The sequence below is a fragment of the Bradyrhizobium sp. USDA 336 genome (genome assembly GCF_044908355.1).
Lineage (GTDB): Bacteria > Pseudomonadota > Alphaproteobacteria > Rhizobiales > Xanthobacteraceae > Bradyrhizobium > Bradyrhizobium yuanmingense.
This window is the reverse complement of record NZ_JBIYDC010000002.1, coordinates 4,705,830-4,730,946: the sequence shown is the minus strand read 5'-3', so window position 1 is coordinate 4,730,946 and position 25,117 is coordinate 4,705,830. Positions and strand designations below refer to the sequence as shown.

At 65.6% G+C, this 25,117-nt stretch carries 26 protein-coding genes; 13 read left to right on the top strand and 13 right to left on the bottom strand.

From position 1 onward, the window contains the following. Positions 1–272: 272 nt before the first annotated feature. From ABIA45_RS23075 to ABIA45_RS23065, 3 genes are all read right to left on the bottom strand, one after another. Positions 273–1,181: a hypothetical protein gene (locus tag ABIA45_RS23075; RefSeq protein WP_128264794.1), complete on the bottom strand. Its 909-nt coding sequence runs from the start codon at positions 1,179–1,181 to the stop codon at positions 273–275. A 372-nt stretch (positions 1,182–1,553) separates the two neighbouring features. Then, the gene (locus ABIA45_RS23070) at positions 1,554–1,994 is read right to left on the bottom strand and encodes a nuclear transport factor 2 family protein (RefSeq protein WP_271539006.1); all 441 of its coding nucleotides are present in this window, start codon (positions 1,992–1,994) and stop codon (positions 1,554–1,556) included. A gap of 198 nt (positions 1,995–2,192) precedes the next feature. Next, on the bottom strand, positions 2,193–2,633 hold the full coding sequence (locus ABIA45_RS23065; protein ID WP_275498585.1) for a nuclear transport factor 2 family protein: 441 nt from the start codon (positions 2,631–2,633) through the stop codon (positions 2,193–2,195). Positions 2,634–3,141: 508 nt separating this feature from the next. Between ABIA45_RS23065 and ABIA45_RS23060 the strand changes: the two genes are divergently transcribed. Further along, entirely contained in the window at positions 3,142–3,528 is a 387-nt protein-coding gene (locus ABIA45_RS23060) for a hypothetical protein (protein WP_404653784.1), read from the top strand. Between the two features lie 38 nt (positions 3,529–3,566). Here the strand turns inward: ABIA45_RS23060 and uvrB are convergent, their stop codons facing one another. From uvrB to ABIA45_RS23040, 4 genes are all read right to left on the bottom strand, one after another. Further along, the gene (uvrB, locus tag ABIA45_RS23055; protein ID WP_404653782.1) at positions 3,567–6,539 is read right to left on the bottom strand and encodes an excinuclease ABC subunit UvrB; all 2,973 of its coding nucleotides are present in this window, start codon (positions 6,537–6,539) and stop codon (positions 3,567–3,569) included. Between the two features lie 93 nt (positions 6,540–6,632). Next, positions 6,633–6,860, bottom strand: a complete 228-nt coding sequence (locus ABIA45_RS23050; RefSeq protein ID WP_275508034.1) for a hypothetical protein — start codon at positions 6,858–6,860, stop codon at positions 6,633–6,635. Positions 6,861–6,912: 52 nt separating this feature from the next. After that, on the bottom strand, positions 6,913–7,137 hold the full coding sequence (locus tag ABIA45_RS23045; RefSeq protein ID WP_260372654.1) for a hypothetical protein: 225 nt from the start codon (positions 7,135–7,137) through the stop codon (positions 6,913–6,915). Between the two features lie 100 nt (positions 7,138–7,237). Beyond that, on the bottom strand, positions 7,238–8,152 hold the full coding sequence (locus ABIA45_RS23040; protein WP_275498589.1) for a LysR substrate-binding domain-containing protein: 915 nt from the start codon (positions 8,150–8,152) through the stop codon (positions 7,238–7,240). A 152-nt stretch (positions 8,153–8,304) separates the two neighbouring features. Between ABIA45_RS23040 and ABIA45_RS23035 the strand changes: the two genes are divergently transcribed. The 3 genes from ABIA45_RS23035 (at position 8,305) to ABIA45_RS23025 (ending at position 10,276) form a co-directional block, all read left to right on the top strand. Continuing rightward, a complete protein-coding gene (locus ABIA45_RS23035) occupies positions 8,305–9,084 on the top strand; it encodes a sulfite exporter TauE/SafE family protein (protein WP_271538998.1) in 780 nt (259 codons plus the stop codon). After that, the gene (locus ABIA45_RS23030; protein WP_128264786.1) at positions 9,081–9,311 is read left to right on the top strand and encodes a hypothetical protein; all 231 of its coding nucleotides are present in this window, start codon (positions 9,081–9,083) and stop codon (positions 9,309–9,311) included. Before ABIA45_RS23035 ends, ABIA45_RS23030 begins: the two co-directional genes overlap by 4 nt. Before the next feature lie 266 nt (positions 9,312–9,577). Further along, on the top strand, positions 9,578–10,276 hold the full coding sequence (locus tag ABIA45_RS23025) for a glutathione S-transferase family protein (protein ID WP_271538994.1): 699 nt from the start codon (positions 9,578–9,580) through the stop codon (positions 10,274–10,276). 103 nt (positions 10,277–10,379) lie between these two features. Here the strand turns inward: ABIA45_RS23025 and ABIA45_RS23020 are convergent, their stop codons facing one another. Further along, positions 10,380–10,583 carry a cysteine-rich CWC family protein gene (locus ABIA45_RS23020; protein WP_271538992.1) on the bottom strand — a complete coding sequence of 68 codons (204 nt, stop codon included), beginning with the start codon at positions 10,581–10,583 and terminating at the stop codon, positions 10,380–10,382. Positions 10,584–10,700: 117 nt separating this feature from the next. On the opposite strand from ABIA45_RS23020, the gene ABIA45_RS23015 reads away from it, so the two are divergent. The 4 genes from ABIA45_RS23015 (at position 10,701) to ABIA45_RS23000 (ending at position 14,679) form a co-directional block, all read left to right on the top strand. Next, a complete protein-coding gene (locus tag ABIA45_RS23015) occupies positions 10,701–12,251 on the top strand; it encodes a DUF1800 domain-containing protein (RefSeq protein ID WP_404653779.1) in 1,551 nt (516 codons plus the stop codon). Between the two features lie 2 nt (positions 12,252–12,253). Then, on the top strand, positions 12,254–13,471 hold the full coding sequence (locus ABIA45_RS23010; protein WP_404653778.1) for a DUF1501 domain-containing protein: 1,218 nt from the start codon (positions 12,254–12,256) through the stop codon (positions 13,469–13,471). Between the two features lie 259 nt (positions 13,472–13,730). Next, the gene (locus ABIA45_RS23005) at positions 13,731–14,090 is read left to right on the top strand and encodes an endonuclease domain-containing protein (RefSeq protein ID WP_404653776.1); all 360 of its coding nucleotides are present in this window, start codon (positions 13,731–13,733) and stop codon (positions 14,088–14,090) included. 265 nt (positions 14,091–14,355) lie between these two features. Next, entirely contained in the window at positions 14,356–14,679 is a 324-nt protein-coding gene (locus ABIA45_RS23000) for an antibiotic biosynthesis monooxygenase family protein (RefSeq protein WP_404653775.1), read from the top strand. 190 nt (positions 14,680–14,869) lie between these two features. On the opposite strand, the gene ABIA45_RS22995 is transcribed toward ABIA45_RS23000, so the two are convergent. The 5 genes from ABIA45_RS22995 to ABIA45_RS22975 all read right to left on the bottom strand — a co-directional run bounded on the left by ABIA45_RS22995 (position 14,870) and on the right by ABIA45_RS22975 (position 17,764). Further along, positions 14,870–15,325 (bottom strand): GNAT family N-acetyltransferase, encoded by a 456-nt coding sequence (locus tag ABIA45_RS22995; protein WP_404653773.1) that lies wholly within the window; start codon positions 15,323–15,325, stop codon positions 14,870–14,872. A gap of 293 nt (positions 15,326–15,618) precedes the next feature. Then, the gene (locus ABIA45_RS22990; protein ID WP_404653772.1) at positions 15,619–16,431 is read right to left on the bottom strand and encodes a PAS-domain containing protein; all 813 of its coding nucleotides are present in this window, start codon (positions 16,429–16,431) and stop codon (positions 15,619–15,621) included. A gap of 128 nt (positions 16,432–16,559) precedes the next feature. After that, on the bottom strand, positions 16,560–16,697 hold the full coding sequence (locus tag ABIA45_RS22985) for a hypothetical protein (RefSeq protein WP_404655855.1): 138 nt from the start codon (positions 16,695–16,697) through the stop codon (positions 16,560–16,562). 85 nt (positions 16,698–16,782) lie between these two features. Beyond that, positions 16,783–16,959: a hypothetical protein gene (locus ABIA45_RS22980; protein WP_162832045.1), complete on the bottom strand. Its 177-nt coding sequence runs from the start codon at positions 16,957–16,959 to the stop codon at positions 16,783–16,785. Positions 16,960–17,113: 154 nt separating this feature from the next. After that, positions 17,114–17,764, bottom strand: a complete 651-nt coding sequence (locus ABIA45_RS22975) for a glutathione S-transferase family protein (RefSeq protein WP_157286552.1) — start codon at positions 17,762–17,764, stop codon at positions 17,114–17,116. A gap of 588 nt (positions 17,765–18,352) precedes the next feature. Here ABIA45_RS22975 and ABIA45_RS22970 point away from each other — a divergent pair. The 5 genes from ABIA45_RS22970 (at position 18,353) to ABIA45_RS22950 (ending at position 25,101) form a co-directional block, all read left to right on the top strand. Continuing rightward, a complete protein-coding gene (locus tag ABIA45_RS22970) occupies positions 18,353–19,555 on the top strand; it encodes a pyridoxal phosphate-dependent aminotransferase (RefSeq protein WP_036009490.1) in 1,203 nt (400 codons plus the stop codon). A gap of 376 nt (positions 19,556–19,931) precedes the next feature. Continuing rightward, complete coding sequence (locus tag ABIA45_RS22965; RefSeq protein ID WP_157286553.1) at positions 19,932–20,411, top strand: DUF992 domain-containing protein; 480 nt, start codon at positions 19,932–19,934, stop codon at positions 20,409–20,411. 155 nt (positions 20,412–20,566) lie between these two features. After that, positions 20,567–22,615, top strand: a complete 2,049-nt coding sequence (locus ABIA45_RS22960; protein ID WP_404653771.1) for an elongation factor G — start codon at positions 20,567–20,569, stop codon at positions 22,613–22,615. A gap of 365 nt (positions 22,616–22,980) precedes the next feature. Beyond that, positions 22,981–23,253 (top strand): helix-turn-helix domain-containing protein, encoded by a 273-nt coding sequence (locus ABIA45_RS22955; protein WP_008566993.1) that lies wholly within the window; start codon positions 22,981–22,983, stop codon positions 23,251–23,253. Between the two features lie 105 nt (positions 23,254–23,358). Further along, on the top strand, positions 23,359–25,101 hold the full coding sequence (locus ABIA45_RS22950) for a SulP family inorganic anion transporter (protein WP_404653770.1): 1,743 nt from the start codon (positions 23,359–23,361) through the stop codon (positions 25,099–25,101). The last annotated feature ends 16 nt before the right edge of the window (positions 25,102–25,117 follow it).

Genomic DNA, 25,117 nt, shown 5'->3' with positions numbered 1-25,117 from the left:
GATTTTGACCGCAAATGGGCCGAGATGCGGCAAGGCCGGACCATTCGGGGGTTTTGCCGTGGCGTATGGTTAGGGAAGGGTGAATCGCGTGCGAGGTGAATGCGCGGTCGGCCGGTGTTTCACGCCCTCGCCCCGTTCTTACGGGGAGAGGGTGGGGTGAGGGGCTGCTTCCGCGATCACGGTGAGAGTTGGACTCGCGGAGAGTCCCCCTCACCCGGAATTTGCTGTCGCAAATTCCGGCCTCTCCCCGCAGGCGGGGAGAGGCGAAGACACTACCAGCTCTTCTTGAATCCCGCCGTCACGCTCTTGTTCAGCGTGCCTTGCGAGGTTTCACCGACCGAGCCTGATACGGTGACGTTGTCGAACAGCTTCTGCTCGGCGCCGAGCTTGCGCAGCCATTTATCGTCGGTGGTCGACAGCGTCTGGCCGGCAACGATGCTGGTGCCGGTGTCGGTCACGGTGACCTTGGCGCTCTGGTCGGTCTCGTAATTGCGCGTGACGTGGCCGCCGATGCCGGGGACCGCACTGGTGCCCTGCTGGTTGACGCTGTAGCCGTTCTGCAGCGTCAGCGAGGTGTCGCCTGACAGCGGCACCGATTTGGTCAGTGACGCCCCGATCTTGCTGTGCTCGGCGCCGGGATCGACCCTGGCTTCCACCGCGGTCTTGTCCCAGATCGCGCCCGCGCCCGGCGCGGTTGCCGTCGCCCAGGCGCTGCCCGAGGATTGCGGCAGGTTGCCGCCGTTGGTGGCCTTCTGCGCCAGCAGCTCGGACATCGTCCTGGGCTCGCTCGCCAGCGTCATGTCGGCGCCGACTCGGGTATCCCAGAACGAGGACACCGATTGCTTCACGGTCACCGCCGAGGAGCCGTTGGCATTGGGGTTCGACGACCAGTCGAGGCCTTCCCTGGCGGCGGCCTGCGCGCGCTTCTTGGCGGCCATCGGGTCGATGCCGGTCCCCGCATCGACCGCGATCTGGCTCCAGTCGAGCTTGTCGACGTCGATGCCCTTCATGATGTCGGGATCATTGACGTCGGGGGCTTCGGCCGCCTCGGCCTCGTCGTCGGATGCGGGCGAGGAGAAGGGCGGAATGATCTGTGCCTGTAACGTCAGGACCGAGCCCAAGATGAATGCGGCCGCCAGCAACGGCAGCCTGGTCCAGCCAAACCCTGTCGAGAATTCCATCGTCCTGCCCACGAACCCCAGCGCATGCTGTCCGCCCCACTATAGCGGTCGCAATGACCATGCGCCATTCCGGCGCTGAAAGTGCCGGTTTATCGTTGCGGAATTGTGGCGGTTCGCAAGGGGAGGCGAACCAACGGGCCGCGCGAAAGGCGCGCGCCCGATGACAGGTTCGTGATGCGACGGCATCCGGCGGGGCTGGAGGCCAGGACGTCGCGATCGCCTCGTCATCGGTCCCGAACAGCGGGGCCCGTTGGCGTCCCCCCTGAAGCGCGATGATCATCATCGCGCTTCAGGTTGTTGTTTGCGCATGATCTTCTCGGAAAACCGCTTCGCACTATGCGCTAGCGCGGCCCTTCGGGGCCGGATCATGCGCTAGCCGACGCTGGTCATCTTCGGCAGATGAATGGCGCGGCCGAGTGCCTGCTCGACTAGGTCGAAGGTGTCGATCAGCACCCGCATGCTGATTAGCTTGCCGGCCTTGAACTGGGCGAACTGCGCCACGCGCAGGCTGATCGGCTTGTTGGAATCCAGCGCCGTCAGCGAATAGCGCACCATCGAGGCGGCGGAATCGACGCCCAGCATGATGCTCTCGCGGTCGAAGCGGCGGACCTGGAAATTGTCGGCGAGCTGGCGGATGACGTCGAGCACGGCATCCTTGCCCTGGCGCGCGCCGAGGAACGGAAACATGTCGATCGGGCCGTAGAGCGCCCATTCGACGTCCTCGTCGATCAGGACCTCGATATCAGCGAAATGCCGGTCGTTGATCGCGCGGTGCAACGCGCGCGAGAAACGCCAGAGGCTGTGCTCTGTCATTTGGGGCAGTCCTGAAGCTGGCTTTACGGAAAAAACGGCAAACAACCCCATGCGCACTCGGGCGCCGGGGCCAACTCATTTGTATACGAACAAATTAGCAGATTTCGGCCAAAACGCAATTCACGTTTTCGCAATGCACACTTGATCGCTCTTTGTGAGATTTACAATAGAACCCCGTAATTGTCCGGGTCCCGGCGCTCAGTCCGCCCCGGCGATCAGCGGCCCGATCTCCCGTTCCAGCACCTGCTGCACCAGGTCGTAGGAATCGATGATCTCGCGCATCTCCGCCACCAGTCCGCCGCGGAACGTGTAGAACACCGCCATGTCGAACTGCACGATGCGGTCGTTGCTGCGCTTCTTGAAAAAAGCGTGCATGTAGGTCGCGACGGCCTCGCCCTCGGCGACGATGTGCGGCGTCTTGTAACGAACCTCCGAATAGCGCGACCAGACCGTCTGCCACAGCTCGCGCAGCTCCTGCTTGCCGTGGCGCGGCACCATGTGCGGCAGCACGTCGATCGGCGCGTGGGTGAGGAAATAGACGTCGTCGGTGCAGCAGGCCAGCGCCGTCTCGATATCGCCGCGCGCGAAGGCATCGAGCAGGTGCACGACGCGTTGGCGATTCAGCTGCTCCACCGTCATTCCCGCCGGTCCTCGTTCCATGCCGTTGCGTTCCGCAACGCTAACGCGCGGTGTCGCGCACCGGCAATCCGCGAAATCACAGGGATGTTGCAGACGTTTTGACGCACGAGCGCAATGCTCGGTTCACGATATGCAACTGTAGGTTGAATTGCGGGATAGCTGCACGAATTCGCGCTCTATCCGGTTGCGCGGGGCGCAACGCGCATGGCGCCGTGCGCAACGTCAGCACAGGCGCACGGAAACTTCATTTGAATTAGCCAGAGGCCGTCATGCCCGGGCTTGTCCCGGGCATCCACGTTCTTCGTGCTGCGTGAAAGGCGTGGATGGCCGGGACAAGCCCGGCCATGACGACGTGGAGAGAGTCGGCGCCCATAGGCCGACAGCTCATATGCGATAGGCTTGCCGCAAGTGGAGCGAGGCGAAGCCGGCCCGTCCCGCGTGACCCATCTCACATCACCCTTCCAGCGCCGCGACTACCGTCATCGGCATGTCATCAGGGAGACGTGCCATGGCCGCCATCGCCAATGCCAGAAAGTCCCGCCTGCATAACACGCTCGAAGGCCTCGCGCTGACTGCGGCTCTGCAGAGCTTCCCGACCTTCGCCACTGCGGCCTTCCTGCTCAAGCTCGTCGGCGACCACGACCTCGTCGGCGACCCCGGCGTCGCCATCTTCATCGCATTTGCCTCGCTCGCCCACGCGACGCTGGCCGTGACCCTGGGCCCGAGTTTCCCGCACCTGTTCAAGACCGTCTACGAGCCGAAATTCTTCGAGGCCCATCTGTCGCTCTCCGACAAGATCACGGCATGGCGCACCCAGCCCGTCGCCTCGCTGCAATTGGTGACGATCGTGCTGCTGCTGTCGGTGATGGCGGTGGTGACGGCGAGCGTGGGGTGAGGGGGGTAACCACGAACGTCGCCGATAAACCTACGCGTCTACCTCTTCTTCCACCCCCCGCGCCGTCCCGGCGCGCCACCCGTCGACTTCGGCGCCGGCCCGAACTCCGGACCCGACTGCCGCGAATCCGTCGGCTGGATGATGCGGCTGGTGCTGCCGAACGGCTTTGACGGCAGCGCGCGGCTCTCTCGATAGGGCAGCGATTCCGGGCCGTGCATCTCGTCGAGATGCGGCTTGTGCACGCGGGAGCCTTTGCCGCCGCCGGCCTTCAGCGCGGTAGCGGCGCTCTTGTTCTTTATGGCGCTGACGGGGAGGTTGGCCGCATCGCCGTACTTTTTCGTGCCGGCATAGGCGCCGGCCTTGGTCGCGACGGTGCGCTGCTTGGCGGTGGGGTCGTCGACCACGGCGAGCTCGGTGGCGCGCAGGCGCTTGACTTCGTCGCGCAGGCGCGCGGCTTCCTCGAAGTTCAGATCGGCAGCGGCCTCGCGCATCCTTGTTTCGAGATCGGCGAGCACGGCCTCGAAATTGTGGCCGATCGAGATGACGTCGTCGGTCATGTCGTGGCCGCCGACCTCGACCAGCACGTGGTCGCGCTCGTAGACCGAGTTGAGGATGTCGCCGATCTGCTTCTTCACGCTCTCCGGCGTGATGCCGTTGGCGTTGTTGTACTCGACCTGCTTCTCGCGGCGGCGGTTGGTCTCGGCGATGGCGCGCTCCATCGATCCCGTCATCTGGTCAGCGTAGAGGATCACCTTGCCGTCGACGTTGCGCGCGGCGCGGCCGATGGTCTGGATCAGAGAGGTCTCGCTGCGCAGAAAACCTTCCTTGTCGGCATCGAGGATCGCGACCAGCGCGCATTCGGGGATGTCGAGGCCTTCGCGCAAGAGGTTGATGCCGACCAGTGCGTCGAAGGCACCGAGACGCAAATCGCGGATGATCTCGATGCGCTCGATCGTGTCGATGTCCGAGTGCATGTAGCGGACGCGAATGCCCTGCTCGTGCAGATATTCGGTGAGGTCCTCGGCCATCCGTTTTGTGAGAACCGTGATCAGCGAGCGATAGCCCGCTTGCGCCGTGGCGCGCACTTCGCCGACGAGATCGTCGACCTGCGTGCGGGCCGGGCGAATATCAACGGGAGGATCAATAAGTCCGGTGGGACGAATGACCTGCTCGACGAACACGCCGCCGCTCTCGTTCAGCTCCCAGCTGCCCGGGGTTGCCGACACCGCGACGGTCTGCGGCCGCATCATGTCCCATTCCTCGAAGCGGAGCGGGCGGTTGTCCATGCAGGACGGCAGGCGGAAGCCGTATTCGGCCAGCGTCGCCTTGCGGCGGAAGTCGCCGCGGAACATCGCGCCGATCTGCGGGATGGTGACGTGGCTCTCGTCGGCGAAGATCAGCGCGTTGTCGGGCACGTATTCGAACAGCGTCGGCGGCGGCTCGCCGGGGCGACGCCCGGTGAGGTAGCGCGAATAGTTCTCGATGCCGGCGCAGCTGCCCGTCGCCTCCATCATCTCGAGGTCGAAGGTGGTGCGCTGCTCCAGCCGCTGCGCCTCCAGCAGGCGGCCCTGGTTGTTGAGCTGGTCGAGCCGCTGCTTCAATTCGAACTTGATCGACTTGATCGCCTGCACCAGCGTCGGCCGTGGCGTCACGTAGTGCGAGTTGGCGTACATCTTGATGAATTCGAGCTCGTCCTGCTTGTGGCCGGTGAGCGGATCGAACTCCTCGATATTCTCGATGGTGTCGCCGAACAGGTTCACGCGCCAGGCGCGGTCTTCATAGTGCGCCGGAAAGATGTCGATGACGTCGCCGCGCACGCGAAACGTGCCGCGGGTGAAATCGGCCTGGGTGCGCTTGTACTGCAGCGCGACGAGATCGGCGATGAGCTGGCGCTGGTCGATGCGCTCGCCCTTCTTCAGCGCGAAGGTCATCGCGGTGTAGGTCTCGACCGAGCCGATACCATAGATGCAGGACACCGAGGCGACGATGATGACGTCGTCGCGTTCGAGCAGCGCGCGCGTCGCCGAGTGGCGCATGCGGTCGATCTGCTCGTTGATCGAGGAATCCTTTTCGATGTACGTGTCCGTGCGGGGCACATACGCTTCCGGCTGGTAGTAGTCGTAATAGCTGACGAAATACTCGACTGCGTTGTCGGGGAAGAAGTTCTTGAACTCGCCATAGAGCTGGGCGGCCAGCGTCTTGTTCGGCGCCAGGATCAGGGCCGGGCGCTGCGTCGCCTCGATCACCTTGGCCATGGTGTAGGTCTTGCCGGAGCCGGTGACACCGAGCAGCACCTGCGAACGGTCGTTGCGATTGATTCCTTCGACCAGCTCGGCGATTGCGGTCGGCTGGTCGCCCTTGGGCTCGTAGGACGACTTGATCTCGAAGCGGACGCCGCCTTCGGACTTTTCCGGTCGCGGCGGACGGTGCGGCGTCCACACCTTCATGGAGCCGTCGCCCTTGCGGAACTCCGGCCGGCCCTCGCGGATCAGCGATTCCAGTGCATCCGCGGTGGCCTTGACGCCGAGCGCCTCCATCTTGGACCGCGGCGGACGCGCCAGCGCCTCGGCATCGTCCTCCTCGGTGGGCAGGCCGAGCTGCCGCGCCAGCTCCGGATCGAGCGTCGGAATCGTGGCCGCGGTTCCGTAATTGGCCTGCGGCGCCTCCTCCAGCCCGGCGAGCTCACTGGACTGACGGGCGCCCGGCGGCTGCGGATTGGGCCGCAGCGGCATCGGCCGCGCCGCATCTTGTGGAAACTCCTTCGGCGTCGAAGCCCGCGCGCGATGCGCGGCGGCCTCGCCCCCGGCGCGGCGGTCGCGCGAATTGTCCGGCGGCGGCTGCAGGCCGGTGCCCGATCCCAAGCCCGCATCGCCGCGATTGATCGCGGGATTGAGCAGTTCGGCCAGCGCCGGCCCGATCGGCTGCACGTCGGGGCGATGCGCCTTCGAGTTCGGAGCCTTGGTTTTCGGAGATTTGCCGGATGTTTCGGAGGATGCAGGTTTCTTCGCCATGAGGCGAATATGGGACGAGTCCGCCCCGCAATAAAGGGTGAATGCCCGTGGTCATGCAGGCTGCTGACAGCAGGTTGGCAGCAGCCTTGCGGTTCACGCCGCCGGCAGCGGCCCCTCGTCGTCTCCGGCCGCGACATTCGGCTCGAGGATGTCGAGATGAATGCCGCCGCAATCGGTGCAGCGCATGGTCCAGTACTCGCATCCGGCGCGGCCGCCGATCACACGGAGCACCGTGAGATCGCTGTCGCATTCCGGGCAGTTGGACAGCACTGCGCGGGCGTAGATCCGCGGCTGCACTGCATCGGTTTCGATGATGGACATGACCGGTTCCCCCTTTTTTCGCCGCCCTGTCTCTGGTCGGCCTGCGGATCGCCTATTCGTCGTCGCTGCCGGCCCGCAGCCGGAAACGATCGATGTGGTGCTTGGCATCGGCAATCGCGGCATCGCGATCGGGCCAGGCGAAGCCGACTTCCATGGCCGGAAACAGCACGCCGTCGATGGCCACCGGGCTGAGATCGGCCCGGCGGATCCGCGCGTGCCACAGCCCCTTGCCAGCTTCGAAGGATTCGATGTCAAAGCCGTCGTAGAGGGTCGTCATGAGTGTAGGTCCCACGTTTCTTTTCGGAGGGTCACGAGACCACGTCTGCGGATTTTGGGATGTGAAGCTGTTCACAAGCGGGCGGCTTTTTTGCCCGCCTTCAGTTCCGCGCTGCAGCACGGCCGATCCGGCGCGGCCGGGCGGCGGGTTCCGATGCCGCCCGCATGATCCAGCGGCGGAAGGCGGCAAAGTCGCGCTGCTCGGTCTGGAAGCTGCGATAGAGCAGGTACCAGCGCATGCCCTTGGGCACTGACAGGTCGAACGGCGCCACCAGCCGGCCGGCCGCAAGATCGTCGTCGATATAGGGGCGGATGCCCATCGCGATGCCGAGCCCGTCGGCCGCGGCCTGCAGCGCCTGGCCGTAGAACTGGAACTCGGGCCCGCGCGCGCTGATCCGAGCCGTGCCCGCCGCCTTCAGCCAGATCGGCCAGTCCTCGGGTGAGTGCGCGACGCGGATCAGGCTCGGTCCTTTCAGGTCGCCCGGGCGCTTCAATCCGCCGGCAAGGCGCGGCACGCAGACGGGGGTGAGGTCGCCCGCGAACAGCGGCTCGGCGACGAGGCCGGGCCAGTCGCCGGTGCCGAGCTTGATGCCGCAGTTCCAGTCCTCGCCGAAAGGCACCGCTGCTCCGCCGGTGGTGAAGCGCACCTCGATGTCGGGCTCCTCGCTGCGAAACTCCGACAGGCGCGGGATCAGCCAGCGCATCGCAAAGGTGTGGCCGACGCCGATGGTGAGCACGCGCACGCTCGCAGGCGCCGTCACCTGCGCCGTGAGGCTCGCCAGCGCATCGAAGATCGGGGTCAGCCCGCTTTGATAGGCGCGGCCGGCCTGCGTCAGCACGAGCCTGTTGGCCTTGCGCTCGAACAAGGCGACGCCGAGCCGCTCTTCGAGCAGGTGCACCATGCGGCTGACGGCGGCCGCCGATACGCTCAGCTCCAACCCGGCCGCAGCAAAGCTTCCGGTCCGCGCCGCCGCCTCGAACGCCTTGATGCCGTTGAGAAACAGCAGTCGCCGCAAATGATCACCCTCAGGAAAGCTGATGCCAGGGCAAGATAACTCAGTTTGCGGAAAAGGCGCAAGCGAGGCACGTTCTCCTTTGCCTCTCCCCGCGAGTGGGGCGAGGGAGTGCAACAGTTCGCGTCCCTCACTCGCCCTCGGGAGATCCTTTCGTGACGCCCATCATGATCGCTGCCCTCGGATTGCTGATGGTGGCCACGGCGTTCCTGTCGGGGCTGTTCGGCATGGCGGGCGGGCTGATCCTGATCGGCGTGCTGCTGGCCCTGATGCCGCTGCCGACCGCGATGGTGCTGCATGCGATCACGCAGATGGCCTCGAACGGCTGGCGCGCGTTCCTGTGGCGGGCGCATATCCGCTGGCGGCCGGTCGCGAACTATATGGTCGGCGCGGCCGTCGCGCTCGCGGCGTGGTCGCTGACCCGCTACGTGCCAGACAAGCCGACGGCGCTGCTCTTGCTCGGCGTCACCCCGTTCATGGCGCGGCTTTTGCCGGCGAACGTCAAGCCGGATCCTGATAGCCTCTGGCAGGGCACGGTCTATGGCACGATCTGCATGGGCCTGATGCTGATGACCGGCGTCTCCGGCCCGCTGCTCGACACCTTCTTCCTCGGCGGCGATTTCGGCCGGCGCGAGAAGGTTGCGACCAAGGCGATGTGCCAGGTCGTCAGCCATTTCACCAAGCTGATCTATTTCGGCGGCATCATCGACCAGGCCGCGGGCCTCGATCCCGTGCTCGCTGCCGTCGCCATCGCAGCCTCGATGCTCGGCACCACGCTGGCGCGGCGCATCCTCGAAGCCATGACCGACCAACAGTTCATCGCCTGGTCCAACAAGCTGATCACCACCATCGCCTGCTACTACATCGTCCACGGCGGCTGGCTGTTGCTGCGTGCGCCGGTTCTGGCTGCCTTCGACAAGGGAGGTTTGCAATGAGCGAGACGGCCGATCCGCTGGTGCTGGACTTCGTCGAATGGGTGGCGCGCGAGCCGCGCGCCTATGCCGAGGTGATCGCGACCTGGAAGACCTCGTGCCCGCGCCTCACCATCTGGGAAGACGCCGCCGAGCGCGGCTACGTCGCGCGCGAGACGATTGCAGGTCTCGGGCTGGTGATCGCGGTGACGGAAGGCGGTGAGAGGCTGTTGCGCGCCAACGGGCGGTAGTTTCTTTGCCTCTCCCCGCCTGCGGGGAGAGGCCGACACGCGAAGCGTGGCGGGTGAGGGGGAGGCTCCGCGAGTCCGTCTCTCACTGTGATTGCGGAGGCAGCCCCTCACCCCAACCCTCTCCCCGTAAGAACGGGGAGAGGGAGAAGACATAGCGCAGCTCCCTCCACATCGTCATTGCGAGCGCAAGCGAAGCAATCCAGAATGTCTTTGGCGGCGGCAGCCCGGATTGCTTCGCTGCGCTCGCAATGACGGAGCACTGGTCCATGTCGCTCAAACTCTACGAACTCGTCGGCACCGATCCAGCGCGCCCCTTCAGCCCGTATTGCTGGCGCACGCGGATGGCGCTCGCGCACAAGGGCCTTGCAGCGGAATCGCTGCCCTGGCGCTTCACCGAGAAGAGCGCGATTGCGCCGCACGGCTCGGAGAAGGTCCCGGTGCTGATGCATCACGACAAGCCGATCGTCGATTCCTGGATCATCGCGAACTATCTCGAGGACCATTTTCCGGATCGCCCGTCGCTGTTCGGCGGCGAGGGCGGCCGCGCCATGGCGCGCATGATCAATGCGTGGGGCGACATCGCCATCGTGGGCGGCATCTTTCCGCTCATCATCGCCGACATCCCGAACAATCTGAATGAACTCGATGCCGCCTATTTCCGCAAGTCGCGCGAGGCGCGCTTCGGCGGCAAGACGCTCGAGGAGATCATGGCGAGCCGCGACACCGGCATCGTCGCGTTCCGCAAATCGCTCGAGATCATGCGGCAGACGTTCAAGACGCAACCTTTTCTCGGCGGGCAGGCACCGAACTACGCCGATTACATCGTGTTCGGCGGATTCCAATGGGCGCGCGTGGTCAGCCCGTTCAAGCTGCTGGATGCGGATGATCCCATCTATGCCTGGCGGGAAAAGCTGCTGGATGCGTTCGACGGCTTGGCGCGCAAATCGCCGGGGCACGAGGTATAAGCTTCGTAGTTTCGTAGGGTGGGCAAAGGCGCAAAGCGCCGTGCCCACCATCGCTTACCGATACGAAGGAAGAAGACGTGGGCACGCTTTCGCTTTGCCCACCCTACGACACGGCCTCCGCCGCCGCCTTCCGCAAGCACTCCCGGCACAGGCAGTCGTCGCCCTCGAGCGGCATCGGCAGTTTTGCCGTCTCCTCCGCGCACCAGCAATTGCCTGAGAGATCGCAGCCGAATTCGCTGCCGCAACGGGAACAGGTGAGACTGCGCGCAAGTGCCGGCGCTGACGGCATTTCTTTCGGATTTGTCATGATCTACGTCGAAGCTTCGCCGTCATTTTCATGGCGGGTTCATCTGCCGCTGCAGTATATTACGCGTCGCCCGCGTCGCAGGAAAGCACCTCGCAACACGCGAAGGACAGATCATCGATGGCCCGCGATTCGCAAGCCGCCCTCGTCGCGCTCAACCGCTTCGGCTTCGGCGCCCGCGGCGGTGCATCGGGCGATCTCGTCAACGCAAGCTCCGACCCGCGCGGCTTCGTGAAGGCCGAGCTTTCGCGTGCCAATGGCGTGCTGCTGGAAGCGCCGGGCCTGCAATCGACGCCGCAGCTCGGGCAGGCCGTGTTTGCCTATCAGGACCAGGTCAAGCAGGCGCGTGAGGCGGCGAAGGCCGCCGCGCCCGCCGAGACGCCGGCACTAGCGCCTGCCGATCAGAATCCGCCCTTGCGCCGCAATCTCTCGCTGAATGCAGCGGCAGAGATCACCGGCCAAATGGCCGATGCGAAGCCCACAGGCAGCGCACCGAAGCCGGACACGATGCAGCCGAACGCCGCGCCGCCTGCTGCCAAGCCAGCGCCGCAGCCGCTCAATGTCATCCAGAAAACCTTTCGCACCGAGGCGCTGGCGCGGCTGCAGCGCGCCACGCTCGCCGAGTGCGGCTTCACCGAGCGCCTCGTCGCGTTCTGGTCCAATCATTTCTGCATCTCCGCGAGCAAGGGCGAGCTGGCGCGGATCTGGGCCGGCGCGTTCGAGCGCGAGGCGATCCGGCCGCACGTGCTCGGTCGCTTCGCCGACATGCTGAGGGCGGTCGAGCAGCATCCGGCGATGCTGTTCTTCCTCGACAACCAGCAATCGCTTGGACCTGACTCGCGCGCGGGACAAAACCGCAAGCGCGGGCTGAACGAAAATCTCGCGCGCGAGATCATGGAGCTGCATACGCTCGGCGTCGGCGGCGGCTACACCCAAGGCGACGTCACCTCGCTCGCGCGCATCATCACCGGCTGGACCTTTGCCGGCAGGCAAGGGCAGCTCGGGGTTCCCGGCTCCTTCGTTTTCAACACCAATGCGCATCAGCCCGGGCCGCAGGTGCTGCTCGGCAAGACCTACGATCAGGCCGGCCTCGCACAGGGCGAAGCCGCGCTCGCCGATCTCGCGCGGCATCCCTCGACCGCGAATTTCATCGCCACCAAATTCGTCCGTCACTTCGTCGCGGACGAGCCGCCGCCGGCGCTCGTTGCGCGCCTGCGCGACGTCTTCGTCAAGACCGACGGCGATCTCAAGGCGATGGCGACCACGCTCGTCGATTCCGAGGAAGCATGGAAAGCGCCGCTCACGAAGCTGCGCTCGCCATACGATTTCCTGGTCGCGAGCGGCCGGCTGCTGGCGCGCGTGCCGGAGGATCCCGGCGCCTATCTCAACAACCTCAATCTGCTCGGCCAGCCGCTGTGGTCGCCGCCGGGTCCCAACGGCTTTCCCGACAGCAATGCCGCCTGGGGCGCGCCGGAAGGCATCAAGCTCAGGCTCGACATCGCGGCGCAGATCGGCGCGCGGCTTGGCAACAACATCGATCCGCTCGACCTCCTTGAGTTCGCCGCCGCCGATGCCGCCTCGGCCGAGACGCGGCGGACCATCGAGCGCGCGGAGTCGCGGCAGCAGGCGCTGGCGCTGCTGCTGATGTCGCCGGAAATGCAGAGGAGATGATGATGACCGACTGCGTCGAGAACCGGCTCCTCACCTCCCGCCGCGGTCTCCTGCTCGGCGGCGCGTCCTTTGCGGCCTGGGCCTACCTGCCGAAATTCGCCCGCGCGGCCGACGGGCGCGATCCGCGATTGATCGTGGTGATCCTGCGCGGGGCGCTGGACGGGCTCTCGACCGTCGCGCCGCTGGGCGATCCCGATTATGCCGGCCTGCATGGATCGATCGCGCTCAGCGCCGACGGTGCACATCCCGCGATCATGCTCGATTCCTTCTTTGCGTTGCATCCGGCGATGCCGGAGTTTGCGCGCATGTATCGCGACAAGCACGCGGCGGTGATCCACGCGGTGGCGACGCCCTATCGCGACCGCTCGCATTTCGACGGCCAGGACGTGCTCGAAAGCGGCTATGCCGGCCCCGGCCGCGTGCAGTCCGGCTGGCTCAACCGCGCACTGGAAGCGCTGCCGCGCGGCGAGCGCGTGTCGAGCGGGCTTGCGGTCGGGCCCACCACGCCGCTGGTGCTGCGCGGCAATGCGCCGACCGTCGGCTGGGCGCCGGTCGCGTTGCCGCAGGCCGACGACGACACCGCGATGCGCCTTGTCGAGCTCTATCGGCACCGCGATCCCGCCTTGGCCTCGGCACTGTCGCAAGGCCTTCAGCTCGACAAGGTCGCGAGCGGCGACGACATGAAAGCGACGCGCGGCAATGCGGTCGCACAGATGCGGCAGGTCGCGCGCGGCGCCGCAAAGCTGATGGCGGCCGATGATGGCCCGCGCATCGCCGCGCTCGCCTTCGACGGCTGGGACACGCATGCCAATGAAGGCGGCCCTGTCGGGCGTCTCGCCTTCCTGCTCGGCGGCCTCGACGGCGCGCTCGCCGAATTCGAAAGCGGCTTAAGGGATCGCTGGCGCGACACCGTCGTGGTCGTCGCCACCGAGTTCGGCCGCACCGCGCGCATCAACGGCACCGAGGGGACCGATCACGGCACCGGCACGATTGCCTTGCTCGCCGGCGGCGCGGTGCAAGGCGGCCGGGTGATCGCGGACTGGCCCGGCCTCAAGCTCGCGAACCTGTATGAGGGCCGTGACCTCAAGCCGACCACGGATCTGCGCTCGGTGATCAAAGGCGTGCTGCAGAACCAGTTCGGCCTGTCCGATCGCGTGCTGGCCGAGACGGTGTTCCCCGACAGCGCAAGCGCAAGGCCGATGAAGGGACTGGTGGCATGACTTAACCTCTCCCCGCCCTTCTGCGGGGAGAGGTCGGATTGCTCAGGCGCGCTGCCTGAGCAATCCGGGTGAGGGGCAAGGCACACTGTTGCGGCGAGGGAAGTCCATCCGACTCCCACATTGACCGTGCGTGCGCCGCGCACATCGCCTACAATCGAGACCGAACTCGCGGAGGCAGCCCCTCACCCCACCCTCTCCCCGTAAGAACGGGGCGAGGGAGCGATAGAACGGTGCGTCCATCACGGGTGAGGGCAGGGCAATGCGTAGCCACAACGAAAAGTCCATCAGACTCGCACGAAAGCTCCGCGTCAATCAAACGGACGCGGAGACGGTCCTCTGGAATCGCATTCGCAATCGGAGGGTCGATGGGCACAAATTCGTCAGGCAAGAGCCGATCATCGGCTACATCTGCGATTTCGTATGTCGCGAGAAGCGGATCATCATTGAGGTCGACGGCGGGCAGCACAATGAATCCGCAGCGGATGCAATGCGAGACGAGCGCTTAAGGGAGAAGGGCTACAAGGTGCTGCGCTTCTGGAACAACGATGTCCTCGGGAACACCGAAGGAGTTCTCCTCGTGATTCAGGCTGAACTCGCGATGGCGGGAGGCGGGACTTAACCTCTCCCCGCCCTTCTGCGGGGAGAGGTCGGATTGCTCAGGCGCGTGCGCCTGAGCAATCCGGGTGAGGGGCAAGGCACACTATTCCCGAGAGGTGAGTCCATCCGATTCCCACATTGACCGTGCGCGCATCGCGCACATCGCCTACAATCGAGACCGAACTCGCGGAGGCAGCCCCTCACCCCACCCTCTCCCCGTAAGAACGGGGAGAGGGAGCGAGAGAGCATCGCATCCTGACGATCGCGCCTACAGGAGACACCACCCCATGTACATCGCCATGAACCGCTTCCGCGTCGCCAAGGGCTCCGAGGCTGCCTTCGAGCAGGTCTGGCTCACGCGCGACACCCATCTCGACAAGGTGCCGGGCTTCGTCGAGTTTCACCTGCTGCGCGGGCCGGAAGCCGAGGACCACACGCTGTACGCCTCGCACACCGTGTGGGCGAATTATGCGGCGTTTGAGGCCTGGACCAAGTCGGAAGCGTTTCGCGCGGCACATCATAAAGCGGGCGACAACAAGCCGCTTTATCTCGGCCATCCCCAGTTCGAAGGTTTCGAGGTGATGCAGACCGTGGGGCGCAGCGCCAAGTAACGCTGCCAAGTAACGCTGCCAAGTAGCGCTGCCAGCAAAAAAATGCGGCCCCTGTCAGACGCGGCGACTGACGGGGACCGCTGGGGCGCATGATCGGTGACGGGGGGCCTGACCAGACGCGGGGGCAGCCTAGCCTTGCTGTGTTACGCGCGGGTGACAGGTGGAGTTATCCACAGGCTCCCGGCACGACTCAGAAGATCTTGCGATAGACGATGAAACCGGAGCGTTCCGCGACCTTGTCGTAGAGGCGCTGCGCCGTGACATTGGTCTCGTGCGTCTGCCAGTAGACGCGCGGCGATCCCGCCAGCTTCGCCCGTTCGTAGACGCCATGGATCAGCGCCGAGCCGACGCCCTTGCCGCGCGCGGCCTCTGATGTGAACAGGTCCTGCAAATAGCAGGACGGCTCGATCGCGGTGGTGCTGCGATGGAACAGATAATGCGTCAGCCCGAGCAGGCGGCCGTTGTCCTCGGCGACCAGCGCATGCATCGGCTCATAGGCATCGAAGAAGCGCTGCCACGTCATCCCAATGATCTCGGGCGCAAGCGCGGTCGGACCGGAGCGGCCGTAAAAGGCGTTGTAGCCGTCCCACAGCGGCAGCCATTGATCGTAATCCTGCCTGGTGACGGCGCGAATGATGAGCGACATGTGAATTTCCGCGATCTCGGAGCTGCGCGATGAAGGGATGCCCTTCATACGTGATGATCGTATGGCCGATCAATCGCGTGGAGATGGGGATTGGTTGAATCGGTGCCGGCTCAGAATTCGGTTCACCTCTCCCGAAGGGAGAGGTCGGATCGCATCGCAGATGCGATCCGGGTGAGGGGTTACGGTCTCAGTGAACGCCGTGGCCCCTCACCCGGATTGCTGCGCAATCCGACCTCTCCCCGCTGGGGAGAGGTGAACCTCCAGCGACCAGCAGAGCTTGAATTCAACACGCTCTACTCCGCAACGCGCAAGTACTGGATCAGCTTGCGGCCGGTCGGATCGCGCAGCGAGCGGTAGTAGTCGGCGCGCGCCGGCGCATCGGTGTGGCGCACGAGGTCGGTCACCGGCGTGTAGCTCAGCATTCGCCCGCCGTCCGCGAGTGCGGTGCAGACGAAGCGCAGCACCTCGCCGTTGCGCAGCGCGACGTTGATCGGCGTGGCATCGCCGACCCGGACCATCTCCATGCGCTGCGCGATGAACGTGCCGAGCTCGTCCTCGGGCAGCGCGAACGCGCCGGTGTCGCGGCCGTGATACATCAGCGCGATGAAGGGTGGCTTCGCCTCGGCGACCTCGTCCGGCACCGCAAAATAGTCGCGGAACGCGCGGTTGATGAATTCGGCCCGGGTCTCGGCATCGAGCAGCACGATGCCGATATCGACCTTGTCGAGCGCGGCCGACAGCCGCGCGGCAATGGCGTGGCTGCGGCGCTCGGCCGCGAAACTGCCGAGCAGCCGCTCGCGCATCAGCCCGGTGATGCCGGCGGTTCCGAAAACGGTGACGGCCAGGAGGCCGAGCGGCGCCAGATCGGCGGCGCCATGGCCGGAGACGCCGTGGCGGTTGAGGAAGAACAGCGCCGCGCCGATCACCGCGACAATCGCGGTCGTCACGGCGGAGGCGAGACCTGCGAGCGCGCCGGCGAGAGCCACGATGGCGACGAACAGCGGGGCGGGCGAGGGCGCGGGGACGAAGCGATCGAGCAGAATCGTCAGCAGCAGGGTCGCTGCCGTCAGCGCCGGACCGGAGATCGCACGCCATCCGAACCGCATGGACCTGTCTCGCTCCTTCCGAACGAGGTAAGGCCGCAACACTGGCTGATTGTTGAGTGACCGCGATGCGATTTCGTGCGGCGTGCTTAAGGCGCGCTTGCGCGCAAGCGTAAGGCTTTCGGATGATTTTAGACCAAGTGCGCGCGCTGCTGCAGCGTCGGCGCATGCAGCGTCGACGTGCCCGTGCCCTTGCGCGTGCCGACGATGATCAGCAGCGAGGCCGCGACCAGGATGGCCGCAGTCAGGGTGATTGCAACGACTACCACAGGTGATTTCATCGACGTCCTGTCGCGATGCCGGTCGGCGCGGGCCGCACGGCGCCCTTAAGGCTGGTCCAGGATGAAACGGGAATCAGACCGGCAGGCCCATCGCCATGGTCGCCTTGGTCGACAACACTGTCAGGGTGACGATCAGGCACAGCGAAAGCGCGGCGACGGCGAGCGAAGCCGCGACCGCATGGGTGAGCCGGGAAGACGCGACGGTAGCGGATGGGCTCTGAAACCCCGCTGTGCCGGACGCCCGCATCATGGTCTAAATCCTTCAACACGCGAGCGAATCACCCGCGACTTTCCAGAATTTCCCAGTTTCAACCGGCAAGATTGCGGCGGCCATAGCGCTGAAAATGGCCAGATTGCGGCAAATATTACCTTTATACCCGCTATTCGCCGGAGCGGACGCGTCGTCAGGCGCTCGCGGCGATGCTGGCGGGGTCGTCAATGTCGGCCGGGCGCCAGTCCATGGTCACGAAGCCGGGCGTGGCTTCGACGCGTTTCAGCCAGTCCCGGATCGCCGGGAAGGCCTGGAGGTCGAAGTCGCAGCGGTCGGCGAGGTGGGTGTAGCCGTACAGCGCGATGTCGGCGACCGTGAGTTGGCGCGCAGCGAAGTAGGGGGTGGTCTTGAGGTGGTTCTCCATCACCTGGAGCGCGCCATAGCCGCGCTCCATCCAGTCCTCCAGCGAATGGGTCTGCAGGTCGCGGCCGCCCTTGACCAGCGACAGCCAGAAATAGGCCGCGCCGATGTTCGGCTCGAGCGCGTGCTGCTCGAAGAACATCCATTGCAGCGCCTCGGCGCGGTCGATGCGGTTTTCCGGCGCGAGCGGCGTGCCGACGGCAACGTACCAGAGGATGGCGTTGGACTCGGCGAGATAGCGGTCCTCGCCGACCTCGAGCAGCGGCACCTGCCCCGACGGGTTCTTGGACAGGAAATCCGGCGTGCGGCTCTCGCCGCGCAGAATGTCCACCTCCACCGCTTCGTAAGGCAGGTTGAGCAGCGCCAGCGCAAGGCGGACCTTGTAGCTGTTGCCCGAGCGTTGCATCGAATAGAGCTTGTACATTCTGGCGTTCGAAATCCGAGGACGAGAAGACGCGGCGCCCGTTGCCGGGCGAGGCGGCTAAACAATGATGCCGATGCGAATCCGCCGCAAGTGCCGGCCGATAGAAAAACTCGAAAACCCTGCCGCACTGCAATGGAGGGGAAGATCATTTCCGCGACGATGCAGTTCAGTTCACATGTACGTCAATCTGCGGACACATCGCTCTACGTAGGCTACCGCATAGACGATCGAGATTAGGACGCCAGTGTTTCCGCATCGTCATGGCCGGGCTTGACCCGGCCATCCACGTCTCACTTGCCGCACGAAGAACGTGGATGCCCGGGACAAGCCCGGGCATGACGACGAGCGGTTTCCTGGAGACGTGCACCAGAATTGCTCCGAGGACAGGCCTTGTCGGATATGAGCAATTCCGGAGGCAATGTTACGGAATATTGCGGGAAACCGCGCCTCGCAGCCCTCCAAATCGTAAACTTTTCCGGGATCTGGCCGAAGTTTCTTGCGGCCCAGCGGCACACGTTTTAGGGTGGCTCATTCCCACAATTGGAGTCGTGAGGCGAAGGGCTTCACGACGCTCGCCAGGAGATGATGATGTCCTTCCTTGCCGCTGCGCTCGACCGTGTGAAGCCGTCCGCGACCATCGCGGTCACGGATAAAGCACGCGCGCTGAAAGCGGCGGGCCGCAACGTCATCGGCCTCGGTGCCGGCGAGCCCGACTTCGACACGCCCGCCAACATCAAGCTGGCGGCGATCCGCGCCATCGAGGCCGGCAAGACCAAGTACACCGCGGTCGACGGCATTCCCGAGCTGAAGGAAGCCATCATCGCGAAATTTCAGCGCGAGAACGGCGTCGCCTACAAGCCGAACCAGATCATCGTCGGCACCGGCGGCAAGCAGGTGCTCTACAACGCGTTGATGGCGACCATCAATCCGGGCGACGAGGTGATCATTCCCGCGCCCTATTGGGTCAGCTATCCCGAGATGGTCGCGCTCGCCGGCGGCGAGCCGGTGCCGGTGGTCTGCACCGCCGCGACCGGCTTCAAGCTCCAGGCCGAGGCGCTCGAGCGCGCGATCACGCCGAAGACCAAATGGGTCATCCTGTGCTCGCCGTCGAACCCGACCGGAGCTGCCTACACGCGTTCGGAACTGAAAGCGCTCACCGACGTGCTGGTGAAGCATCCCCACGTCTGGGTGATGACCGACGACATGTACGAGCATCTCGTCTATGACGACTTCCAGTTCACCACGGTCGCGCAGGTCGAGCCGAAACTCTACGACCGCACGCTCACCGTGAACGGCGTCTCGAAGGCCTATTGCATGACCGGCTGGCGCATCGGCTACGCCGGCGGTCCCGCGCAGCTCATCAAGGCGATGTCGACGATCCAGTCGCAGTCGACCTCGAACCCCTCGTCGATCGCACAATGGGCCGCGGTCGAGGCGCTGAACGGTCCGCAGGACTTCATCCCCGCCAACAACAAGGTGTTCAAGGAGCGGCGCGACCTCGTCGTCTCCATGCTCAATCAGGCCAAGGGAATCGAGTGCCCGCGTCCCGAAGGCGCGTTCTACGTCTATCCGTCCTGCGCCGGCACGATCGGCAAGACCGCGCCGTCGGGCAAGGTGATCGCCAATGACGAGGACTTCGTCACCGAGCTTTTGGAGACCGAAGGCGTCGCCGTGGTGCAGGGGTCGGCCTTCGGCCTTGGACCGGCGTTCCGCATATCCTACGCGACCAAGACTTCGGACCTCGAAGACGCCTGCAAGCGCATCCAGCGCTTCTGCGGCAATCTGCGGTAAAGCCGAAGACAGTGCCAATGAAAAGGCCCGCCGCGGCGGGCCTTTTTTGTTGTTTTTATGAGCTGAGTCGGATGGACTTTTGTTTCTGGTCGCGTTGTGCGCGGCCCCTCACCCGGATTGCTGCGCAATCCGACCTCTCCCCGCAGAAGGGCGGGGAGAGGTTAAGCAAGGCCGGCGAGTTTGCACTGTGAGGGACGTGTCGCTCTCTCACTCCCTCGCCCCGTTCTTACGGGGAGAGGGTGGGGTGAGGGGCTCTCTCCGCGAATCCGGTTTTAGTTGCACGCGATCTGGCACGGCCGCGGCTCTTGTGGCATAGACCCGCAACACGGGTGGGGCGCTCTCTCTGCTCGCATCACACTTATCGCCGGAGACATTCATGCGCCGTTCGTTCCTCTTCGCCGCACTCACCGCTGCCGGCCTCATGGCCTCCGTCGTGAACACCGGCGCGCAGCAGCGGATGGCGCGGGTCGGCGTGCTCGAATGCCGCGGCGGCGCCAGCGTCGGCTTCATCGTGGGGTCGGTGACTCATCTCGGCTGCGTGCTGCGCGCCGACGGCTTGCCCGACGACCGCTACGTCGCGACCATCCGGAAAGTGGGCCTCGACATCGGCATCACCCAGGAGACGGCTTTGGCCTGGGGCGTGTTCGCGCCGGTCGACCGGCTCGGCCCCGGCGACCTCTCCGGCAATTACGTCGGCGCGCAGGGCAGCGCCTCGGTCGGTGTCGGCTTGGGGGGCAACGTGCTGGTCGGCGGCTCAAACAATTCGATCGCGCTGCAGCCGCTGAGCGTGCAGGGCCAGGTCGGCCTCAACATCGCCGCCGGCCTCGAGAGCCTGGAACTCCGTCCGGGCCGTTGACACTTCTGCGTGTGATCGCGCCGCGCGAAGCGGCGCGATTTTGCTGACGACGCACCGCAGCGACGTTTGATGCTTGCCAAATCTCGGGGAGGGGCAGAGCATCGGCGTTTGCCGACCCAATCACGGGCCGAGCTCCACACCAAGGAGGCGGCGAAATGGGACAAGACGTCAGAAGTCCCCGAGGTCCACGGTGCATCGCGCTGGTGGGCCCTTTCCAAAGCGGTAAAACCACACTTCTGGAAGCAATATTGGCGCGAACGGGTGCAATCCCGCGCGCCGGCAGCGTCGATGCCGGAACGTCCGTCGGCGACGCCACGCCCGAGGCCCGTCATCACAAGATGACCGTCGGCCTCACTGCTGCCACCACGAGTTTCATGGGCGACAGCTACACCTTCCTCGATTGTCCCGGTTCCGTCGAGTTTGCCCACGACATGCGCGCCGCGTTGCCGGCGGTCGACGCCGCAATCGTGGTCTGCGAGGCCGACGAGAAGAAGCTGCCGCAGCTTCAGATCATCCTGCGCGAGCTGGAGGAGCTGAAGATTCCGCGTTTCCTGTTCCTCAACAAGATCGACCGCGCCAGTCAGCGCATCCGCGAGACGCTGGCGATGCTGCAGCCCGCCTCGCGCGTGCCGCTGGTGTTGCGCCAGATCCCGATCTGGAAGGGCGAGCTGATCGAGGGCTTCGTCGATCTCGCGCTGGAGCGCGCCTTCATCTATCGCGAGCACAAGGCCTCCGAGGTGATCGCGCTCGAGGGCGGCAATCTCGATCGCGAGAAGGAAGCCCGCTTTTCGATGCTGGAGAAGCTCGCCGACCACGACGATGCGCTGATGGAGCAGCTGCTCGAGGACATCCAGCCGCCGCGCGATGCCGTCTTCGACGATCTCGCCCGCGAATTGCGGGAAGGGCTGATTTGCCCGGTGCTGCTGGGCGCCGCCGTGCGCGAAAACGGCGTGTTGCGCCTGATGAAGGCGTTGCGTCACGAGGCGCCCGGCGTTGCGGAGACTGCAAAACGTCTTGGCGTATCCGAGACCAAGGACGCGCTCGGCTATGTCTTCAGGACGCTGCATTCGCAGCACGGCGGAAAGTTGTCGCTGACGCGGCTGCTCGCCGGCCATCTCGACGACGGCGCCACGCTGCAATCCTCATCCGGCGGTGCCGGGCGCATCTCCGGCATCCTCGCCGTCAACGGGGCCTACGACACCAAGCGCGCCTCGGCCGAAGCCGGCGAGACCGTGGCCCTCGCCAAGCTCGATCCGGTCAAGACCGGTGACACGGTTTCGAGCGGCAAGACGGCGCCCGCGGCATTGATCACGATCGAGCCGACGCCGCCGGTGCTCGCGATCTCGGTCGCGGCCACTGACCGCAAGGACGACGTCAAGCTCGGCCAGGCGTTGACGCGTCTGCATGAGGAGGATCCCTCGCTCATGATCGTGCAGAACGCCAAGACTCACGACACTGTGCTGTGGGGCCAGGGCGAGATGCATCTGCGCGTCGCCAGCGAGCGCTTGCGCCACCGCTTCGGCGTCAAGATCACCTCGCATCCGCCCGCGATCGGCTATCAGGAGACCATCCGCAAGCCGATCACCCAGCGCGGCCGCCACAAGAAGCAGTCCGGCGGCCACGGCCAGTTCGGCGATGTCGTGCTCGACATCACGCCGCTGCCACGCGGCGACGGCTTCAAGTTCGCCGAGAAGGTGGTGGGCGGCGCGGTGCCGCGCAATTACATCCCGGCGGTGGAGGAGGGCGTCGTCGATGGATTGGCGCGCGGTCCGCTCGGCTTCCCCGTCACCGACGTGCAGGTGACGCTGACCGACGGCTCCTATCACAGCGTCGATAGCTCCGATCTCGCCTTCCGCACGGCCGCGCGGGTCGGGCTCAACGAAGGCCTGCCGCAATGCCAGCCGGTGCTGCTGGAGCCGATCCACATGGTCGAGATCGTCTGCCCGACCGACGCCACCGCCAAGATCAACGCGATCCTGTCGGCGCGGCGCGGCCAGATTCTCGGCTTCGACACCCGTGAGGGCTGGACCGGCTGGGACTGTGTCCGCGCCATGATGCCGGAAGCGGAGATCGGCGAGCTGATCGTGGAGCTGCGCTCGGCCACCGCTGGCGCCGGCAGCTTCACGCGCCAATTCGACCACATGGCCGAAGTCACCGGCCGCGCCGCCGACCAGATCATCGCCGCACATCAGCACGCGGCGTGATCGGGTAGGCGATCTCGTGCCCCGGACGCAGCGCAGCGCTCCTTCAGCGGTGCGCTGCAGAGCCGGGGCCCATGTATCAGCGTGCTTGGAATTTCTGGGTCCCGGCTCTGCGCAGCAACGCCAAGAGCGTTGCAGCGCGTCCGGGACACGAGATTCTCGTATGCCACTGCACCACACTCCGTCGTTGCGAGCGCAGCGGAGCCATCCAGAAATCCCTCCGCGGAAAGATTCTGGATTGCTTCGCTGCGCTCGCAATGACGGAGGCTATGGACGACGCCTCCCTTGCTTTCGCCACCGTATGATGTATTCTACATCATTGTATATGTTCTAGATATCACTTATAACTGCTCGTAAGTGAGGCCAAGGTGATCACTTCGTTCCAGATGCGGGCAGCCCGCGCGTTGCTCGGCATCGACCAGAAAACCCTGGCCGAGCTCGCCGGCGTGTCGCTGCCGACCATCCAGCGGATGGAGGCCTCCACCGGCAATGTTCGTGGCGTGGTCGAGACCTTGATCAAGGTGGTCGAGGCGTTCGACCGGGCCGGCGTCGAGCTGATCGGCGAGCAGGCCCGCAGCGACAGTGGCGGACGTGGCGTTCGCTTGAAGGAGCCGGGGCCGCCGCGCCGTGTCGGAGCATGATCGCGCGTTGATCGTGCCCGGGATCAAGATGGGCTAGCGCATCGTCGCACCTTAGGACGCACGATGCTTCGGAGCATTGTGGGGCCAGCGGAGCACTTTGCTGACATGAGCATCACGAGCGATCAGGCAGGACGGCTGCACCAGCTGCGTCAGCCGACCTTTGCCGAACTGTATCTGCCGAAGCTCGTCACCGTCTTTCGCGAAGGCTACGGCCTTGCGGATTTCCGCGCCGACGTCTTCGCCGGCCTGACGGTCGCGATCGTCGCGCTGCCGCTGTCGATGGCGATCGCAATCGCCTCGGGCGTGACGCCGGACCGCGGCCTCTACACCGCCGTCGCCGGCGGCTTCATCGCCTCCATGCTCGGCGGCAGCCGGTTCCAGATCGGCGGCCCTGCCGGTGCCTTCATCGTTCTGGTCGCGGCGACCGCGGAGCGGCACGGCGTCGATGGCGTTATTCTCGCCACCATGATGGCCGGCCTGTTCCTGATCGGCGCAGGGCTGCTCAGGGTCGGCACCTACATCAAGTTCATTCCCTATCCGGTCACGGTCGGCTTCACCGCCGGCATCGCCGTCATCATCCTTGCCAGCCAGCTCCGCGATCTCTTCGGCATCACGCTCGCGGGGAAGGAGCCGAGCGAGTTCGTGCCGAAGCTCGTCGCGCTCGCCGGCGGCCTCAACACGATCAATCCATCCGCAGTGCTGGTCGCGATCGTCAGCATCGCCATCATCGCCTCGTTGCGGGTCTGGCGTCCCTCCTGGCCCGGCATCCTGATCGCGGTCGTCTTCGCCGCCTTCGTGTGCGCGATATTCTCGTTGCCGGTGGAAACGATCGGCTCGCGCTTCGGCGGCATCCCGCGCGAATTGCCCTCGCCGGCGCTGCCCGCATTCTCGCTGGAGAAGGCAAGGGCGGTGCTGCCGGATGCGATCGCGTTTGCGCTGCTGGCGGCGATCGAATCGCTGTTGTCGGCGGTGGTCGCCGACGGCATGACCGGCCGCCGTCACCGCTCCAATTGCGAGCTGGTGGCGCAAGGCGCGGCCAATATCGGCTCGGCGCTGTTCGGCGGCATCTGCGTCACCGGGCTGATCGCGCGCACCGCGACCAACATCCGCGCCGGCGCGCGCGGGCCGCTCGCCGGCATGCTGCATTCGGTGTTCCTGCTGCTGTTCATGCTGGTCGCGGCCCCGCTCGCAAGCTACATCCCTCTGGCCGCGCTCGCCGCGGTGCTGGTCGTGGTGGCCTGGACCATGGCGGAGAAGCACGAATTCGCGACGCTCTTGCGCTCGTCATGGGGCGATGCCGTGGTGCTGCTCGCGACCTTCCTGCTCACGATCTTCCGCGATCTCACCGAGGGCATCCTGGTCGGTTTCGCGCTCGGCGCGGTGCTGTTCATCCATCGCATGGCGGAGATGACCGGCATCGAGGAGCGGACGCCACTGGTTGCGGATGATCGCCCCGACGACGGCAACGGCGACCGTGTGCGTTACGATCCCGCGCTTGCGGTCGACTGCGACGTGCTGGTCTATCGCATCACCGGCGCGTTCTTCTTCGGCGCGGCCTCGGCGATCGGCAGCGTGCTCGACGGCATTGCCGACAGGCGTAAGGCCTTCGTGGTCGATTTCGCCGCGGTGCCGTTCCTGGATTCTACCGCGGCCAACGTGATCGGCCGCGTCGCCGCCAAGGCGCACCGCCAAGGCATCCGGCTGTTCATCACGGGGGCCTCGCCCGCGGTCCGCCGCGCGCTGCTCACCCATGGCGTCACGCCGCCGCGCGCGCGCTACCGCACGAGCCTCGAGCGCGCCATCTCCGACATCAAGGGCCGGGCCGCCGACGAGACCGCTGCGAGCTGACCACGCGCGCTTGACA

Bases quoted from the DNA above. Each gene is read 5' to 3' on its own strand.
- ABIA45_RS23010 (WP_404653778.1), top strand. From the start codon at position 12,254: ATGACCGACTGCGTCGAGAACCGGCTCCTCACCTCCCGCCGCGGTCTC.
- ABIA45_RS23030 (WP_128264786.1), top strand. From the start codon at position 9,081: ATGAGCGAGACGGCCGATCCGCTGGTGCTGGACTTCGTCGAATGGGTG.
- ABIA45_RS23050 (WP_275508034.1), bottom strand. From the start codon at position 6,860: ATGTCCATCATCGAAACCGATGCAGTGCAGCCGCGGATCTACGCCCGC.
- ABIA45_RS23075 (WP_128264794.1), bottom strand. From the start codon at position 1,181: ATGGAATTCTCGACAGGGTTTGGCTGGACCAGGCTGCCGTTGCTGGCG.
- ABIA45_RS23065 (WP_275498585.1), bottom strand. From the start codon at position 2,633: ATGACGGTGGAGCAGCTGAATCGCCAACGCGTCGTGCACCTGCTCGAT.
- ABIA45_RS22995 (WP_404653773.1), bottom strand. From the start codon at position 15,325: ATGTCGCTCATCATTCGCGCCGTCACCAGGCAGGATTACGATCAATGG.
- ABIA45_RS22965 (WP_157286553.1), top strand. From the start codon at position 19,932: ATGCGCCGTTCGTTCCTCTTCGCCGCACTCACCGCTGCCGGCCTCATG.
- ABIA45_RS22980 (WP_162832045.1), bottom strand. From the start codon at position 16,959: ATGATGCGGGCGTCCGGCACAGCGGGGTTTCAGAGCCCATCCGCTACC.
- ABIA45_RS23005 (WP_404653776.1), top strand. From the start codon at position 13,731: ATGCGTAGCCACAACGAAAAGTCCATCAGACTCGCACGAAAGCTCCGC.
- uvrB (WP_404653782.1), bottom strand. From the start codon at position 6,539: ATGGCGAAGAAACCTGCATCCTCCGAAACATCCGGCAAATCTCCGAAA.
- ABIA45_RS22960 (WP_404653771.1), top strand. From the start codon at position 20,567: ATGGGACAAGACGTCAGAAGTCCCCGAGGTCCACGGTGCATCGCGCTG.
- ABIA45_RS22950 (WP_404653770.1), top strand. From the start codon at position 23,359: ATGAGCATCACGAGCGATCAGGCAGGACGGCTGCACCAGCTGCGTCAG.
- ABIA45_RS23015 (WP_404653779.1), top strand. From the start codon at position 10,701: ATGGCCCGCGATTCGCAAGCCGCCCTCGTCGCGCTCAACCGCTTCGGC.
- ABIA45_RS23000 (WP_404653775.1), top strand. From the start codon at position 14,356: ATGTACATCGCCATGAACCGCTTCCGCGTCGCCAAGGGCTCCGAGGCT.
- ABIA45_RS22970 (WP_036009490.1), top strand. From the start codon at position 18,353: ATGTCCTTCCTTGCCGCTGCGCTCGACCGTGTGAAGCCGTCCGCGACC.
- ABIA45_RS23060 (WP_404653784.1), top strand. From the start codon at position 3,142: ATGGCCGCCATCGCCAATGCCAGAAAGTCCCGCCTGCATAACACGCTC.
- ABIA45_RS23070 (WP_271539006.1), bottom strand. From the start codon at position 1,994: ATGACAGAGCACAGCCTCTGGCGTTTCTCGCGCGCGTTGCACCGCGCG.
- ABIA45_RS23045 (WP_260372654.1), bottom strand. From the start codon at position 7,137: ATGACGACCCTCTACGACGGCTTTGACATCGAATCCTTCGAAGCTGGC.
- ABIA45_RS23025 (WP_271538994.1), top strand. From the start codon at position 9,578: ATGTCGCTCAAACTCTACGAACTCGTCGGCACCGATCCAGCGCGCCCC.
- ABIA45_RS22990 (WP_404653772.1), bottom strand. From the start codon at position 16,431: ATGCGGTTCGGATGGCGTGCGATCTCCGGTCCGGCGCTGACGGCAGCG.
- ABIA45_RS23020 (WP_271538992.1), bottom strand. From the start codon at position 10,583: ATGACAAATCCGAAAGAAATGCCGTCAGCGCCGGCACTTGCGCGCAGT.
- ABIA45_RS22975 (WP_157286552.1), bottom strand. From the start codon at position 17,764: ATGTACAAGCTCTATTCGATGCAACGCTCGGGCAACAGCTACAAGGTC.